This window comes from Streptomyces sp. NPDC005408 (genome assembly GCF_040606445.1).
In the GTDB taxonomy this organism is placed as follows: Bacteria; Actinomycetota; Actinomycetes; order Streptomycetales; family Streptomycetaceae; genus Streptomyces.
In genome coordinates this window covers 1-15702 of sequence record NZ_JBEXEX010000038.1, presented here as the reverse complement: position 1 = coordinate 15702, position 15702 = coordinate 1, and the positions used below count along the sequence as shown (strand labels likewise).

The 15702-nt window shown below is 68.8% G+C and carries 17 protein-coding genes; 12 read left to right on the top strand and 5 right to left on the bottom strand.

Annotation, left to right across the window (positions count from 1 at the left end; translation table 11 throughout):
- Positions 1-48 precede the first annotated feature (48 nt).
- The 11 genes from ABZS64_RS28240 to ABZS64_RS28190 all read left to right on the top strand — a co-directional run bounded on the left by ABZS64_RS28240 (position 49) and on the right by ABZS64_RS28190 (position 9420).
- A complete protein-coding gene (locus ABZS64_RS28240) occupies positions 49-132 on the top strand; it encodes a putative leader peptide (RefSeq protein ID WP_313904670.1) in 84 nt (27 codons plus the stop codon).
- Positions 133-246: 114 nt separating this feature from the next.
- Positions 247-1944, top strand: coding sequence for a nitrite/sulfite reductase (locus ABZS64_RS28235; protein WP_355835459.1), 1698 nt, complete (start codon positions 247-249; stop codon positions 1942-1944).
- Positions 1941-2120: a hypothetical protein gene (locus ABZS64_RS28230; RefSeq protein WP_355835456.1), complete on the top strand. Its 180-nt coding sequence runs from the start codon at positions 1941-1943 to the stop codon at positions 2118-2120. The genes ABZS64_RS28235 and ABZS64_RS28230 overlap by 4 nt, the downstream gene beginning before the upstream one ends.
- On the top strand, positions 2117-2815 hold the full coding sequence (locus ABZS64_RS28225) for a phosphoadenylyl-sulfate reductase (protein ID WP_355835453.1): 699 nt from the start codon (positions 2117-2119) through the stop codon (positions 2813-2815). The genes ABZS64_RS28230 and ABZS64_RS28225 overlap by 4 nt, the downstream gene beginning before the upstream one ends.
- Complete coding sequence (cysC, locus tag ABZS64_RS28220) at positions 2797-3369, top strand: adenylyl-sulfate kinase (RefSeq protein WP_355835450.1); 573 nt, start codon at positions 2797-2799, stop codon at positions 3367-3369. Before ABZS64_RS28225 ends, cysC begins: the two co-directional genes overlap by 19 nt.
- Positions 3366-4301, top strand: coding sequence for a sulfate adenylyltransferase subunit CysD (cysD, locus tag ABZS64_RS28215; protein WP_355835446.1), 936 nt, complete (start codon positions 3366-3368; stop codon positions 4299-4301). Before cysC ends, cysD begins: the two co-directional genes overlap by 4 nt.
- 2 nt (positions 4302-4303) lie before the next feature.
- Positions 4304-5644, top strand: a complete 1341-nt coding sequence (locus tag ABZS64_RS28210; RefSeq protein ID WP_355835443.1) for a GTP-binding protein — start codon at positions 4304-4306, stop codon at positions 5642-5644.
- A 218-nt stretch (positions 5645-5862) separates the two neighbouring features.
- Positions 5863-6972, top strand: coding sequence for an aliphatic sulfonate ABC transporter substrate-binding protein (locus tag ABZS64_RS28205; RefSeq protein WP_355835441.1), 1110 nt, complete (start codon positions 5863-5865; stop codon positions 6970-6972).
- 36 nt (positions 6973-7008) lie between these two features.
- Positions 7009-7797: an ABC transporter ATP-binding protein gene (locus ABZS64_RS28200; RefSeq protein WP_355835438.1), complete on the top strand. Its 789-nt coding sequence runs from the start codon at positions 7009-7011 to the stop codon at positions 7795-7797.
- On the top strand, positions 7784-8674 hold the full coding sequence (locus ABZS64_RS28195; protein WP_355835435.1) for an ABC transporter permease: 891 nt from the start codon (positions 7784-7786) through the stop codon (positions 8672-8674). The genes ABZS64_RS28200 and ABZS64_RS28195 overlap by 14 nt, the downstream gene beginning before the upstream one ends.
- Before the next feature lie 8 nt (positions 8675-8682).
- On the top strand, positions 8683-9420 hold the full coding sequence (locus ABZS64_RS28190) for a sirohydrochlorin chelatase (protein WP_355835432.1): 738 nt from the start codon (positions 8683-8685) through the stop codon (positions 9418-9420).
- Positions 9421-9438: 18 nt separating this feature from the next.
- Here ABZS64_RS28190 and ABZS64_RS28185 read toward each other — a convergent pair whose 3' ends face one another.
- The 5 genes from ABZS64_RS28185 to ABZS64_RS28165 form a co-directional block, all read right to left on the bottom strand.
- Positions 9439-10065, bottom strand: a complete 627-nt coding sequence (locus ABZS64_RS28185; protein ID WP_355835430.1) for a DsbA family protein — start codon at positions 10063-10065, stop codon at positions 9439-9441.
- Positions 10066-10139: 74 nt separating this feature from the next.
- On the bottom strand, positions 10140-10712 hold the full coding sequence (locus ABZS64_RS28180; protein WP_355835427.1) for a TIGR03086 family metal-binding protein: 573 nt from the start codon (positions 10710-10712) through the stop codon (positions 10140-10142).
- An 83-nt stretch (positions 10713-10795) separates the two neighbouring features.
- A complete protein-coding gene (locus tag ABZS64_RS28175; RefSeq protein ID WP_355835425.1) occupies positions 10796-11188 on the bottom strand; it encodes a nuclear transport factor 2 family protein in 393 nt (130 codons plus the stop codon).
- Positions 11181-11729, bottom strand: a complete 549-nt coding sequence (locus tag ABZS64_RS28170; RefSeq protein WP_355835422.1) for a DUF1697 domain-containing protein — start codon at positions 11727-11729, stop codon at positions 11181-11183. Before ABZS64_RS28170 ends, ABZS64_RS28175 begins: the two co-directional genes overlap by 8 nt.
- Before the next feature lie 79 nt (positions 11730-11808).
- Positions 11809-13008 (bottom strand): S8 family peptidase, encoded by a 1200-nt coding sequence (locus ABZS64_RS28165; RefSeq protein WP_355835419.1) that lies wholly within the window; start codon positions 13006-13008, stop codon positions 11809-11811.
- Between the two features lie 371 nt (positions 13009-13379).
- On the opposite strand from ABZS64_RS28165, the gene ABZS64_RS28160 reads away from it, so the two are divergent.
- Positions 13380-15702 (top strand): MMPL family transporter (locus tag ABZS64_RS28160; protein ID WP_355835416.1); only part of this gene is annotated, 2323 nt, incomplete at its 3' end.

Below are 15702 nucleotides of genomic sequence, written 5' to 3'. Positions count from 1 at the left end.
TCTGGATAACGGTGGACTGCCCTTGGACCGCCGTGACACGCTTCCGTCATGTCTGGAACTGGAATTGCCTTGGTGAGTCGGCGGCACGTCGACCTCGGCCGCATGTCCAGCGCCATCTGTCCGGCCTGCTGAAAGAACAGCACAGCCGAGCATCCCGCACTCTTCACTCCCCCTGCGCATCGTCGCGCCCCCGCGCGAGTGTGCAGCTCAGAGCCGCCCTCCTGCAGTCTCGAAGGACATACCGCCATGGCCGCCACCCCCGAAAAACCCGCCCCCACCACGCCCCGCCGCAAGGCCGGGCGCCACCGTGGTGAGGGTCAGTGGGCTGTTGGCCACATGACGCCGCTGAACGCCAACGAGCAGACCAAGAGGGACGACGACGGTCTCAATGTGCGGACACGCATTGAGACGATCTACGCCCACCGCGGCTTCGACTCGATCGACGGCGCCGACCTGCGCGGACGGATGCGCTGGTGGGGGCTCTACACCCAGCGCAAGCCCGGGATCGACGGCGGCAAGACCGCGATCCTGGAGCCGGAGGAGCTGGACGACAAGTACTTCATGCTGCGCGTCCGTATCGACGGCGGGCGGCTGACCACCGAGCAGCTGCGGGTGATCGGCGAGATCTCGCAGGAGTTCGCGCGCGGCACCGCCGACATCACCGACCGGCAGAACGTCCAGTACCACTGGATCCGGATCGAGGACGTCCCGGAGATCTGGCGCCGTCTCGAAGGGGTCGGCCTGTCGACCACCGAGGCCTGCGGTGACACTCCCCGGGTGATCCTCGGCTCGCCCGTGGCGGGCATCGCCGAGAACGAGATCATCGACGGCTCCCCCGCCATCGACGAGATCCAGCGCCGCTTCATCGGCAACCCCGACTTCTCCAACCTGCCGCGCAAGTTCAAGTCCGCCATCTCCGGCTCCCCGCAGCTCGATGTCGCGCACGAGATCAACGACATCGCCTTTGTGGGCGTCAACCACCCCGAGCACGGTCCCGGTTTCGACCTGTGGGTCGGCGGAGGACTCTCCACCAACCCCAAGCTCGGTGTCCGGCTGGGTGCCTGGGTCCCGCTGGACGAGGTCCCGGACGTGTACGGCGGTGTCATCGGCATCTTCCGTGACTACGGCTACCGCCGGCTGCGCACCCGCGCCCGGCTGAAGTTCCTGATCGCCGACTGGGGCGCGGAGAAGTTCCGCCAGGTCCTGGAGGACGATTACCTGCAGCGGAAGCTGATCGACGGCCCCGCGCCCGAGCAGCCGACCGGAACCTGGCGCGACCACCTCGGTGTGCACAAGCAGAAGGACGGCCGCTTCTACGTCGGCTTCGCCCCGCGCGTCGGCCGTGTGGACGGTACGACCCTGACGAAGATCGCCGAGGTCGCGGAAGCGCACGGCTCGGGCCGGCTGCGTACCACCGCCGAGCAGAAGATGATCGTGCTCGACGTCGAGGAAGCGCAGGTCGAATCCCTCGTCGCCGGCCTTGAGGCGCTGGACCTGCAAGTCAACGCCTCCCCCTTCCGGCGCGGCACCATGGCCTGCACCGGTATCGAGTTCTGCAAGCTGGCCATCGTCGAGACCAAGGCGCGCGGTGCCTCGCTCATCGACGAACTCGAGCGCCGCATCCCCGAGTTCGACGAGCCGATCACCATCAACATCAACGGCTGCCCCAATGCCTGCGCCCGTATCCAGGTCGCGGACATCGGTCTCAAGGGCCAGCTCATGCTCGACCCCGACGGCAATCAGGTCGAGGGCTTCCAGGTGCACCTGGGCGGCGCGCTGGGCCTGGAGGCGGGCTTCGGGCGCAAGGTCCGTGGCCTGAAGGTCACTTCCACGGAGCTGCCCGACTACGTCGAGCGTGTGCTCAAGCGCTTCCAGGCGGAGCGCGAGGACGGCGAGCGCTTCGCCACCTGGGCGGCGCGTGCGTCCGAGGAGGCACTGTCATGAGCGAGCGTGCCGCACCCTTCTACTGCCCCTACTGCGGCGACGAGGACCTGCGTCCCAACGAGCAGGGTCACGGCGCGTGGGAATGCGCAGCCTGCAACCGAGCCTTCCAGTTGAAGTTCCTCGGGCTGCTGACCCGAGGGCTTCAGCGCAACGACGGTGAAGGGCAGGAGATATGACGACGACTCAGGCAACGGATCTTCGGGAGCTCGCCGAGCAGGCCGGGCGGGACCTCGAAGACGCCTCCGCACTGGAGATCCTGAAGTGGGCGGCCGACACCTTCGGTCCGCGCTTCTGCGTCACCTCGTCGATGGAGGACGCGGTGGTCGCCCATCTCGCCTCCCGTGTACTCCCCGGCGTCGACGTCGTCTTCCTCGACACCGGCTACCACTTCCCCGAAACCATCGGGACCCGCGACGCGGTCGAGGCCGTGATGGACGTCAACGTCATCACGCTCACGCCCCGTCAGTCGGTGGCCGAGCAGGACGCCGAGTACGGCCCGAAGCTCCACGACCGCAACCCGGACCTGTGCTGCGCCCTGCGCAAGGTCAAGCCCCTCGAAGAACGACTGACCGCGTACGAGGCGTGGGCGACGGGCCTGCGCCGCGACGAGTCCCCGACCCGGGCCAACACCCCGGTCGTCGGCTGGGACGAGAAGCGGCAGAAGGTCAAGGTCTCGCCGATCGCCCGCTGGACGCAGGACGACGTGGACGCCTACGTCGCCGAGCACGGCGTCCTCACCAACCCGCTGCTGATGGACGGTTACGCCTCCGTGGGCTGCGCACCCTGCACCCGCCGGGTGCTGGAGGGCGAGGACGCCCGGGCCGGCCGCTGGGCCGGGCGGGGCAAGACCGAATGCGGGCTGCACGGATGACGATTCTGGGAGACAAGCACGTGACTGGGGCCACCATCTGGCTCACCGGTCTGCCGAGCGCGGGCAAGACCACCATCGCCTTCGAGCTGGCGGAGCGGCTGCGCGCCGACGGCCACCGCACCGAGGTGCTCGACGGCGACGAGATCCGCGAGTTCCTCTCCGCGGGCCTCGGCTTCAGCCGCGAGGACCGGCACACCAACGTCCAGCGGATCGGCTTCGTCGCCGAGCTGCTGGCGTCCAACGGCGTCAAGGCGCTGGTGCCGGTGATCGCCCCGTACGAGGACAGCCGCGAGGCTGTGCGCAAGCGCCACGCCACAGAGGGCACGCCGTACGTCGAGGTGCATGTCGCGACTCCGGTCGAGGTCTGCTCCGTACGCGATGTGAAGGGTCTTTACGCCAAGCAGGCCGCGGGCGAGATCAGCGGGCTGACCGGTGTGGACGACCCGTACGAGGAGCCGCAGAGCCCTGATCTGCGGATCGAGTCGCACCAGCAGACCGTGCAGGAGTCCGCGGCGGCGCTTCACGCGCTGCTCACCGAGAGGGGTCTGGCATGACGACGGCCGCCACTGTTCACGACGGCACCGACAGCCCGTACGCCTTGTCGCACCTGGACGCGCTGGAGTCCGAGGCGGTGCACATCTTCCGCGAGGTTGCGGGCGAGTTCGAGCGGCCGGTGATCCTCTTCTCCGGCGGCAAGGACTCCATCGTCATGCTGCATCTGGCGCTGAAGGCCTTCGCCCCCGCGGCGATCCCCTTCACGCTGCTGCACGTGGACACCGGGCACAACTTCCCCGAGGTTCTGGAGTACCGCGACCGTACGGTGGCGCAGCACAACCTCCGGCTGCATGTGGCATCCGTACAGGACTACATCGACGCCGGGAAGCTGCGCGAGCGTCCCGACGGGACGCGCAATCCGCTCCAGACCGTGCCGCTGACCGAGGCCATCCAAGAGCATCGCTTCGACGCGGTGTTCGGCGGCGGCCGCCGGGACGAGGAGAAGGCGCGCGCCAAGGAGCGGGTGTTCTCGCTGCGTGACGAGTTCTCGCAGTGGGACCCGCGCCGCCAGCGGCCCGAGCTGTGGCAGCTCTACAACGGCCGCCACGCGCCCGGCGAGCACGTCCGCGTGTTCCCCCTGAGCAACTGGACCGAACTGGACGTCTGGCAGTACATCGAGCGCGAGAAGATCGAGCTGCCCGACATCTACTTCGCGCACGAGCGTGAGGTCTTCGCCCGCAACGGCATGTGGCTGACCGCCGGCGAGTGGGGCGGCCCCAAGGAGTCGGAGAACGTCGAGACGCGGCTGATCCGCTACCGCACCGTCGGCGACATGTCCTGCACCGGCGCCGTCGACTCCGACGCCACCACGCTCGACGCCGTGATCGCCGAGATCGCCGCATCCCGGCTCACCGAGCGGGGCGCCACCCGCGCCGACGACAAGATGTCCGAGGCAGCGATGGAAGACCGCAAGCGCGAAGGGTACTTCTAGCCATGACGACCACGACCGAACAGCTCGCCGGGATCTCGGCCACCACCCTGCTGCGTTTCGCCACCGCCGGGTCCGTCGACGACGGCAAGTCCACCCTCGTGGGGCGGCTGCTGCACGACTCCAAGTCGGTGCTGACCGACCAGCTGGAGGCCGTCGAGCAGGCCTCCCGCTCGCGCGGCCAGGAGACACCGGACCTGGCGCTGCTCACGGACGGTCTGCGGGCCGAGCGTGAGCAGGGCATCACCATCGACGTCGCCTACCGCTACTTCGCCACCGCACGCAGGCGGTTCATCCTCGCCGACACCCCGGGCCATGTGCAGTACACGCGGAACATGGTGACCGGCGCGTCCACGGCCGAGCTGGCCGTCGTGCTGGTCGACGCCCGCAACGGTGTCGTCGAGCAGACCCGCCGCCATGCCGCCGTCGCCGCCCTGCTGCGCGTCCCGCATGTCGTCCTCGCCGTCAACAAGATGGACCTCGTCGAGTACGCCGAGCCCGTCTTCGCCGCGATCGCCGAGGAGTTCACCTCGTATGCCGCTTCCCTCGGCGTCCCCGAGATCACCGCGATCCCGATCTCGGCGCTCGCGGGCGACAACGTGGTGGAGCCCAGCGCCAACATGGACTGGTACGGCGGCCCGACCGTCCTCGAGCACCTGGAGACGGTCCCGGTCAGCCACGATCTGACCGGCTGCCACGCCCGGCTGCCCGTGCAGTACGTGATCCGTCCGCAGACCGTGGAGCACCCCGACTACCGGGGCTACGCGGGCCAGATCGCGGCCGGCACGTTCCGCGTCGGCGAGCAGGTGACCGTGCTGCCCGCGGGCCGCACCTCGAAGATCGCCAGGATCGACCTGCTCGGCCAGGCTGTGGACATCGCCTGGACCCCGCAGTCCGTCACCCTCCTGCTGGAGGACGACATCGACATCTCGCGCGGCGACCTGATCGTGCCGAGCAAGGACGCGCCCGCGACCACCCAGGACGTCGAGGCGACCGTCTGCCACGTCGCCGACCAGCCGCTCACCGTCGGCCACCGGGTGCTGCTCAAGCACGGCACCCGAACGGTCAAGGCGATCGTCAAGGACATCCCGTCCCGGCTGACCCTCGACGACCTGTCCCTGCACCCGCACCCTGGGCAACTGGTCGCCAACGACATCGGCCGCGTCAAGATCCGCACCGCCGAGCCGCTGCCGCTCGACTCGTACGCCGACTCCCGCCGCACCGGCTCCTTCATCCTGATCGACCCCGCGGACGGCACCACGCTCACCGCGGGTATGGTCGGCGAGTCCTTCGCCAGCCCCGAGCCGGTCAAGGACGAGACCGACGACGAGGGCTGGGACTTCTGATGACAACGGACTTCTACGCCACGTTCGCGAAGGAGGGCGGCCGCGTCGGCAGCGGCACGCTCGGCGCGGGCACGGGCGGGGTGGCGCGATGTGCGCGATGACGTACGCGCACTGCCTGCGCGCCCGCACCCCCCACAGCCTGCACCGACGAAGACGCCGACACTCCCGGCCGCGTCCCACGTGACGTAAGAACCGGGCCTCCGAGAGGAAACCCTCCCGTGCCTGCCAGCCGTACCACCTTGTGCCGCAGTCTCGTTGCTGCCGCCGCCCTCCCTGTGCTCGCTGTGGCGCTCACCGCCTGCGGCTACGGTTCCGAGGCGAAGAAGGACGACAACGTCGCTCCCGCAGCCAAGGGCGAGAAGCTCTCCGCCGACACCGTCAAGCTCGGTTACTTCCAGAACCTCACGCACGCCACCGCGCTGGTCGGCGAGCAGGAGGGGCTGATCCAGAAGGAGCTGGGCGGGACCAAGCTCAAGTCGACCACCTTCAACGCCGGGCCTTCCGAGATCGAGGCGCTGAACGCGGGCTCCATCGACATCGGCTTCATCGGTCCCTCGCCGTCCATCAACGGCTACACCAAGTCCAAGGGCAAGAGCCTGCGCATCATCGGCGGTTCGGCCTCCGGCGGTGTGAAGCTCGTGGTGAACCCGGCCAAGATCAAGACCCTGGACGACGTCAAGGGCAAGAAGATCGCCACGCCGCAGCTCGGCAACACCCAGGACGTCGCGTTCCTGAACTGGATTGCCGAGAAGGGCTGGAAGGTCGACTCCCAGAGCGGCAAGGGCGACGTCTCCGTCGTCCGTACGGAGAACAAGGTGACCCCGGACGCCTACAAGGCCGGCTCCATCGACGGTGCCTGGGTGCCGGAGCCGACGGCGTCCAAGCTGGTCAGCGAGGGCGGCAAGGTGCTGCTCGACGAGTCGACGCTGTGGCCCGACAAGAAGTTCGTGATCACGAACATCATCGTGTCGCAGAAGTTCCTCAAGGAGCACCCGGACGTCGTCGAGGCCGTGCTGCGCGGTTCGGTGAAGACCAACGCGTGGATCAACGCCAACCCGGACAAGGCGAAGGCGTCCGCGAACGCCAAGCTCGAGGCGCTCACCGGCAAGGCGCTGAAGCCCGAGGTGCTCGACCCGGCGTGGAAGTCGATCCAGTTCACCGATGACCCTCTGGCCGCGACGCTCCAGACCGAGGCGGACCACGCGGTGAAGGCGGGCCTGCTGGAGAAGCCCGACCTGGCCGGCATCTACGACCTGTCGCTGCTCAACAAGGTCCTCAAGGCCGAGGGCAAGCCCGCGGCCGTCGACGCCTCGCTCGGCGTCAAGTAACCCCGCATCCGACCGAGTTCCCAGGAGGTGACGACCATGGCCACAGCGATCGCCAAGGCCGATGACCGCGTGACGGTCGAACACGCCGCCCGTCTCGAGCATGTCTCGAAGTCCTTCGCCGGACCTTCCGGGCAGCAGCTCGTCCTGGACGACATCACCCTCGATGTCGCTCCGGGCGAGTTCGTCACCCTCCTGGGAGCCTCCGGGTGCGGAAAGTCGACTCTGCTCAATCTGGTGGCGGGGCTCGACCGTCCGACCGCGGGGTCCATCGCGACCCCCGGCGGGCGGCCCGCCCTGATGTTCCAGGAGCACGCTCTGTTCCCGTGGCTGACCGCGGGCAAGAACATCGAACTGGCGCTGCGCCTGCGCGGCGTCGCCAAGACCGAGCGGCGCTCGGAGGCGGAGCGGCTGCTTGAGCTCGTACGGCTCCAGGGCGCGTACGGCAAGCGGGTGCACGAGCTGTCGGGCGGTATGCGCCAGCGCGTGGCGATGGCCCGGGCTCTCGCCCAGGACAGCCAGCTGCTGCTGATGGACGAGCCGTTCGCGGCGCTCGACGCCATCACCCGGGACGTACTGCACGACGAGCTGACCCGGATCTGGCGCGAGACGAACGTCTCGGTCCTCTTCGTCACCCACAACGTGCGGGAGGCGGTGCGGCTGGCCGAGCGTGTGGTGCTGCTGTCCTCCCGTCCGGGCCGGATCGCCCGTGAGTGGACCGTGAACATCGACCAGCCGCGCCGTATCGAGGACGCCGCCGTGGCGGAGCTGTCCGTCGAGATCACCGAGGAACTGCGTGGGGAGATCCGCCGTCATGGCCAGCACTGAGACCAAGGCCGCCGCGAAGGCCGACGATCTGGCCGGGCTCGAAGCCGGGCTGGACGCACTCGACGCGGTGCAGGTCCGCCGCACGCCCGTACGCGAGGTGCTGCTCAAGAAGGTCCTGCCGCCGCTGACCGCCGTCGCTCTGGTGATCGTCGTCTGGCAGGCCCTGGTCACGGCCAAGGTCACCGACGAGGGCAGCCTGCCCTCCCCGTCCGCGGTGTGGGACAGCGTGTCCGACATGTGGCTGGCGGGCACGCTGCTCGAGGTCGTCTGGACCAGCGTCTCCCGCGGTCTGCTCGGCTTCCTGCTGGCGCTCGCCATCGGTACGCCGCTGGGACTGCTGGTCGCCCGGGTGAAGTTCGTCCGGGCCGCAATCGGTCCGATCCTGTCGGGTCTGCAGTCGCTGCCGTCCGTGGCCTGGGTGCCGCCGGCCGTCATCTGGCTCGGGCTCAACAACTCGATGATGTACGCGGTGATCCTGCTCGGCGCCGTGCCGTCGATCGCCAACGGCCTGGTGTCGGGCGTCGACCAGGTGTCACCGCTCTATCTGCGGGCGGGCCGCACCCTCGGTGCGACCGGGCTCAAGGGCACCTGGCACATCGTGATGCCTGCCGCGCTGCCCGGCTATCTCGCCGGCCTGAAGCAGGGCTGGGCCTTCTCCTGGCGCTCGCTGATGGCTGCGGAGATCATCGCTTCCTCCCCCGATCTCGGCCTGGGACTCGGGCAGTTGCTCGAGAACGGCCGCAACAACTCCGACATGCCGGGCGTCTTCCTCGCCATCCTGCTCATCCTGATCGTCGGTATCGCCATCGACCTGCTGATCTTCAGCCCGCTGGAGCGGTCGGTGCTGCGCAGCCGCGGTCTCCTCGTCAAGAACTGAGCCGTCCCATGCACAGCCCCGTCCTCCTCGTCATCGCCCACGGCAGCCGCGACCCGCGGCACGCCGCGACCGTGCATGCCCTGGTGGAGCGGGCCAGGGCGCTGCGGCCGGGGCTGCGCGTGGAGACGGGCTTCCTGGACTTCAACGCCCCTGCCGTGCCACAGGTCCTTGAGCGGCTCGCGGCCGAAGGCGTCGAGGATGTGGTCGCGCTCCCGCTGCTGCTGACCCGCGCCTTCCACGCGAAGGCCGACATCCCGGCCGTACTGCGGGGGGCCCCGCCGGCTCTGCGCATCCAGCAGGCCGACGTGCTCGGCCCGTCCCCGCTGCTGCTGTCCGCTCTTGAGCGGCGGCTGTACGAGGCCGGGCTCGACGCGGACCAGAAGCGCTCGACGGGCCTCGTGCTGGCCTCGGCGGGCTCCACAGACCCGGAGGCGATCGCAGTGATCGCAGATGTAGCGCGGGAGCTGCGGCACACCGGTTGGTGCGCCGTGCGGCCTGCGTTCGCCTCCGCATCTCTTCCGCGCACCGAGGATGCGGTGCGCGAGCTCAGGGCGCAGGGCGTACGACGGGTCGCGGTGGCTCCGTACGTCATCGCGCCGGGCCGCCTCCCGGACCGCATCGCCGCCGGCGCGCAGGAGGCGGACGTGCTGGCCGATGTCCTCGGTCCGGCGCCGGAGTTGGCGCGACTGCTCCTTGAGCGCTATGACGAGGCGCGGAGCGAGCGGCCGCTCGCGATCACTGCCTGAGGGCCAGGTGGCGGCAGGTCAGCCGAAGTTCAGGCTGCCGGTGCGGGTGCGCTTCAGCTCGAAGAAGTCCGGGTAGCCCGCGATGACCCGGAAGCTGTCGAAGAGACGGCCCGCCTCCTCGCCGCGCGGGATGGAGTTCAGGACCGGGCCGAACCAGACCGTGCCGTCGACATGGATGGTGGGCGTGCCGACGTAGGCGTCGGCAGCCGGGTCCTTGCCCGCGTCGTGGCTTCGGCGCACGGCCTCGTCGTACGCATCGTCGTGCGCGGCCTTCGCGAGCGACGGCGGCAGGCCCAGCTCGGCCAGGGAATCGGCGACGACCTGGTCGAAGTCCTTGTTGTCCTGCACGTGGATCCGGGTACCGAAGGCGGTGTAGAGGTCGCGCAGGATCTTGTCGCCGTACTCCCACGCGGCGGCCGCGGCCACCCGAACCGGACCGATCGACTTGTCGACCAACTCGCGGTACCAGTCCGGGAGTTCGTTGCCGGTGTTGTGCAGATAGAGGCTCATGACATGAAAGCGGAGGTCGAGCGGGCGCACCCGCTCGACCTCCAGCATCCAGCGCGAGGTGATCCAGGCGAAGGGGCAGGCGGGGTCGAAGTAGAAGTCGACCCGGGTCATCGTGTCGTTGCCATTGCTCGTCATGGCATAGACGCTACCGATGGATTGGCTCAGCCTTCTGGTCCAATCACCGGGGTATTCCATGGGCCATTTACCGGTCAGGCCCGGGGGTCGCGCCCGCTGTGCGCCAGGGCCAGCTCGAACGCGGACGCGTCCTCGGAAACCGGCACCGGCTCGGCGAAGCCGTCGTACTGCCGGTAGACCTCGGCGTGCGCGTCGACCACCTCCAGGATCATCCGGGCCGAGGCGTCGGAGATCCGGAACTCCTGCCCGGTGGACCGTGCCACGTCCCAGCCGTGCACGGCCATCTCCTTGGTGACCAGACCGGCGATCTCGGCAGCGGGCATCTTGGTGAAGCCGAGGTCGACCTCGCCCTCCCACACCGCGGGGTCCGACCAGGCGGCGACCGCGCGCTCCAGCTGGGCGGCGTACTGCTCCGCCCAGTCGGCGTCGGATGCGAAGTCCCGCCCGGTGAGCTCGTCCGGGAGCTGCTTGCGCGTAGCACGGTGCTCCAGACCGTGTGAGGTGTAGAGGACCCAGTGGTTGACCAGCGTCCGCACGTCCCACTCACCGCACCCGGAGGGCTCGGACATCCGGTCGTCGGCGACCCCGCGTGCGACACGGGCGGCTTCGGCGGCGCATTCCTTCATGCACGTGTACTCGTTCTCCATGCCCTCGACCGTAGGAGTGGCGGATACCCGTGGGCTTGAAGAAATGCGACAGGCGCGGCGAGTGAGCCCTGATCTCGGCGTGGTCACCGGAGCCGGTCCGGCGGCCCTCCCTCGCCGCTGAACCGCGTGCCCTGGTGGAAGTAGAGCAGCCAGCCGTCGTCGGTCAGCCGCCACAGCGAGCTGCGGTGCGCGCGATGCGCTCCCGTCTCGGTGTCGAAGGTCAGATGCACCAGGTCGGGGGCGAGCTGGGTGCCCTGTATCCGTGAGGTGGTGATCGGCCGTGGCGCGGGGGCGTCCCGCGAGACGATGGCCGCGATGAGCGAGTCGCGGTCCCAGATACGGCCCGAGGTGCCGAACTCCCGGTAGTCCGGGTGGAGCAGTTCGGCCATGCGCTGCGGCGAGAGGCGGACCGACGGGTCGAGGAGGCGGAACTCCGCCTCCATGGCGGCGCTGACGGCATCCGTGGGGTCAGTCACGGGTCAGCTCCACCAGTTTGAGAACCGTGTTCCAGTTGCGGCTGGTGGCGATGATGCCCTTGAACAGCCTGGGTTTCGCGAGCGCTTCGGCGAGTTTGGAGCGGCCGAGGCCGTTCGGCGCGTACAGGTACAGCGCCCGGTCGCCGAGCCGGAACTCCTCCGGCAGATACGCCGCCGTGTCGATCGAGGCGAGCCGCTCGGGTCCGACCGGCTCAGAGAAGTAGGTGACGTGCAGCTGCTTGCCCTCCAGCTCGTCGGCCGGAAAGGGACAGTCGTCGGCCACGGCCTTCAGATACGGGGCGCTGCGCACCAGACAGTCGACGCCGAAGCCGAAGCGCTTTTCGATGGCGCGCTCCAGAGCCGTGCCGATCGCCTTCTCGTCGGCCGATGCGCTGCTGAAGACGGCGTTGCCGCTCTGCAGGTACGTGGTGACGTCTGTGTGGCCCAGTTCCGTGAGCAGTTCACGGAGTTCGGCCATCGGGACCTTCTTGTGCCCGCCCACATTGATCCCGCGCAGGAGTGCCGCATACCTCGTGGTCATGGGCACACACCCTAAGGCGGCCGCCGCGCCCCGTGGGGGAGGGCACGGCGACCGCCGGCTCAGCGACGTAGTCCGTCGGTTACTCGGCGACCTTCAGCAGCTTGTTGGGCGTGCCCGCGCTGGGGTTGCTGATCTTGTCGGGCGTGGCGCCGTCGGTCAGCGCCTTGGCCACCTGCTCCGGCGTGGCGTCCTGGTGGGCGCCGAGGTAGACCGCCGCGGCGCCGACGACGTGCGGCGTCGCCATGGAGGTGCCGGAGATGGTCTTGGTGCCCTCGTCGCTGTCGTTCCAGGCCGAGGTGATCTCCGAGCCGGGGGCGTAGATGTCCACGATCTCACCGAAGTTGGAGAAGTCCGACTGCTTGTCGTCCTCGGTGGAGGACGCCACGGTGATGGCCTCCTTGACGCGCGCCGGGGAGCCCTGGCTCGCGTCGGTGGACTCGTTGCCGGCCGCGACCGCGAAGGTGACGCCGGAGGCGATCGCCTTGCGGACAGCCTCGTCGAGCGCCTCGTCGGCGCCGCCGCCGAGGCTCATGTTGGCGACGGACGGGCCCTTGTGGTTCTTGGTGACCCAGTCGATGCCCGCGACGACCTGCTCGGTGGTGCCGGAGCCGTTGTCGTCGAGGACACGGACGGCGACGATCTTCGCCTTCTTGGCGACACCGTACGTGGAGCCGGCGATGGTGCCCGCGACATGCGTGCCGTGGCCGTTGCCGTCGTCGGCGGAGTCGTCGTTGTCGACGGCGTCGAAGCCGTGCGCGGCGCGGCCGCCGAAGTCCTTGTGGGAGATGCGGACTCCGGTGTCGATGACGTACGCCGTCACACCCTCGCCGGCGCTGTCCGGGTAGGTGTACTTCTTGTCGCCGGCGGTGTCGGCCTGGTCGATACGGTCCAGGCCCCAGGACGGCGGGTTGTCCTGGGTCTCGTTGATCGAGAACTTCTTGTTCTGGACGACCTTGGCGACGGCCGGGTCGGCGGCGAGGCGCTTGGCCTCGGTCTCCGAAAGGCCGCTGGCGGAGAAGCCGTTGATGGCGGAGCTGTAGTTGCGCTGCAGCTTGCCGCCGTACTCCTTGGCCAGGTCCTGCTTGTCGGCCTTCTGGTCCAGCATCACGATGTAGCTGCCGGCGACGGCGCCTTCGGCGTTCGCACCGTAGACGGTGCCCTCGGCGGGAGTTGCGGCTCCCGCGAAGGACGTGCCGAGTACGGTCACTCCGGCTGCGGCAGCCACGGCAGTTATGGCCGCGGTGAGCTTGATCCTGCTCGCGCGCTTGTGAGTTGCCATGAAGAGGGGACTCCTCGTCATTCAGTTTTTGTGGGGGGATTGGCCCGCGGACGGAAAAATTCCGGGGGCCGACTCGAAACCCTGACCGATTGACGCGCCCAGATCAAGACCTTCATACAGCTGTGACTCAGACAACAAGGTTCCGTAATAAGGAATCGGCCAGCGCCGCACAAGTGGGACTTCACCCCCAACCCCTTTACATGTAAGGGGCTTCCATCCTCCTTGTCGGGGACGCGACCGGTCCGAAAGGAGGAGAGAACCGGCGTGCGGGGTCACCGGCGGGCAGGAGGAGAAGGCTTGATTCCGCCCTTAGTTTCGAAGCGGAGACGACGGCGCCGCGCCGACGTCACGCTTGAGGGGGCAGGGCTGTCATGGGGAACGCAGGAGGGGGTCCGCGCGGAATCGCCGCGCGGGCCGGCGGCTGGAGCGCTCGGCACCGCTGGGCCGCCGTGGGGATCTGGGTACTTTTCGTCCTGCTCGCCATGGTGGCCGGTTCGGCCGCGGGTCTGGTTGAGCTCAAGGAGACCGATCAGCTGAAGGGCGAGACCACACAGGCCGCGCAGATCACGGAGGACGCGGGCATCGAGGAACCCGCCGGCGAGTCCGTGCTCGTCCAGGCCCGCAACGGAACGTCCAGGGCGACCGACGCGGAGTTCCACAAGGCCGTCGACGTGGTCGTCAAGGCGGTCGGCGGCACGGGTGCAGTCACCAACGTGACGTCTCCGTACGACACCAAGACCATTTCCAAGGACGGTCGCAGCGCGCTCGTCCAGTTCGACGTGCGCGGGGACCCCGAGACGGCGGGCGACCGGATCGAACCGGTTCTGAAGGCCGTTGCCAAGGTCCAGGACGACCACAAGGAGCTGCGGATCGAGGAGATCGGCGGCGCCAGTATGCACAAGACCTTCGACGAGGCCTTCGGTGACGACTTCCAGCAGGCGGAGCTCTCGGCGGTACCGGTCGCGCTCGGCATTCTGCTGATCGCCTTCGGCGCGGTGGTGGCGGCCCTGCTGCCGGTAGCTCTGGCCATCACGGCGATCATGGCGACGATGGGTCTGATGGGCGTCGTCAGCCACTTCCAGCCCATGGGTGACTCGGCAAACTCCGTGATGCTGCTGGTCGGTCTGGCGGTCGGCGTCGACTACTGCCTGTTCTATCTGCGGCGTGAGCGCGAGGAACGGGCGAAGGGGCGCGACGCGCACTCGGCCATGCAGATCGCGGCCGCGACCAGCGGACGGGCCGTCATCGTCTCGGGTGTGACGGTGTGTGTGGCGATGGCGGGCATGCTCTTCACCGGGATCGGTGAGTTCCAGTCCATGGGCCTCGCCTCGCTGATCGTGGTGGCCGTGGCGATGGTCGGCTCGGTGACGGTGCTTCCGGCGGTGCTCTCGCTGCTCGGCGAGCGGGTCGACAAGGGACGCATCCCCTTCCTCAACCGCCTGAAGCGCGGCGTGAACGGCCCGGACGGCGGAAGCCGCGTGTGGAGCCGCGTCCTCGGCGGCGTACTGAAGCGGCCCATAGTCTCGCTGGTGGTGGCGGCGGGCGCGCTGGTCGCGATCGCGCTGCCCGCGCTCGGCATGAAGACCCAGAACTTCACGCTGGACCAGGAGTTCGGCGACTCGCTGCCGATCGTGGCGACATACCAGCGGGTCAACGAGGCGTTCCCGGGCGGTACGGATCCGGCGGAGGTCGTCGTCAAGGCGGACGACATCAACGCGGCCCCGGTGAAGCAGGCAATCGCCGACTTCCGTGAGCGTGCGGTGAGTTCGGGTGCCTCCCGCGGCCCGGTCGAGGTCGTGATGCACGACGCGCAGAACCTCGCCTTCGTCTACGTACCGCTGGTGGGCGGCTCCGACCAGGACAAGGCGGGCAAGAGCCTGGACATCCTCCGCAAGGAGGTCAGGCCCGCCACGCTCGGCAAGGTCGACGGTCTGCAGGCTCCGATCAGCGGCCAGGTCGCGGGGTCGAAGGACTTCAACGACCAGCTCACGGGCGCGGTGACCCCGGTCTTCGCCTTCGTGGTGGTGTTCGCGTTCGTCCTGATGCTGCTCTCGTTCCGCTCGCTGACGATCGCGATCACGTCGATCGTGCTCAACCTGCTGTCGGTGGGCGCCGCGTACGGCATCCTCACCGCGGTCTTCCAGCACGGCTGGGGCGCATCGCTGGTCGGCGCCGAGGGCGTGGGCGCGATCATCGCCTGGCTGCCGCTGTTCCTGTTCGTGATCCTGTTCGGGCTCTCGATGGACTACCACGTGTTCGTGGTGTCGCGGATCCGCGAGGCGAAGATGGCGGGGCGCGGGACGCAGGAGGCGATCACGCACGGTGTGGTGACGACGGCGGGCGTGGTGACGAGCGCGGCGGTCATCATGGTCGCGGTGTTCGCGATCTTCGGGACGCTGTCGATGCAGTCGATGAAGCAGATGGGTGTCGGCCTCGCGGCGGCAGTACTGATCGACGCCACGATCATCCGTGGGGTGCTGCTCCCAGCGATCATGGCGCTGCTGGGAGAGCGCAACTGGTACTTCCCGAAGTGGCTGCGGTGGCTGCCGGATCTGACGCACGACGAGCCGGTGCTTCCGCCGAGCCGGGCGGTCCCGGGGGAGACCAGCAGCTACGTCTACGACACCCAGGGGCAACGGCTGATCCGCAAGGACGCCACGGGATCCACCCTCTATCTCCCCGGAGGCAATGAGC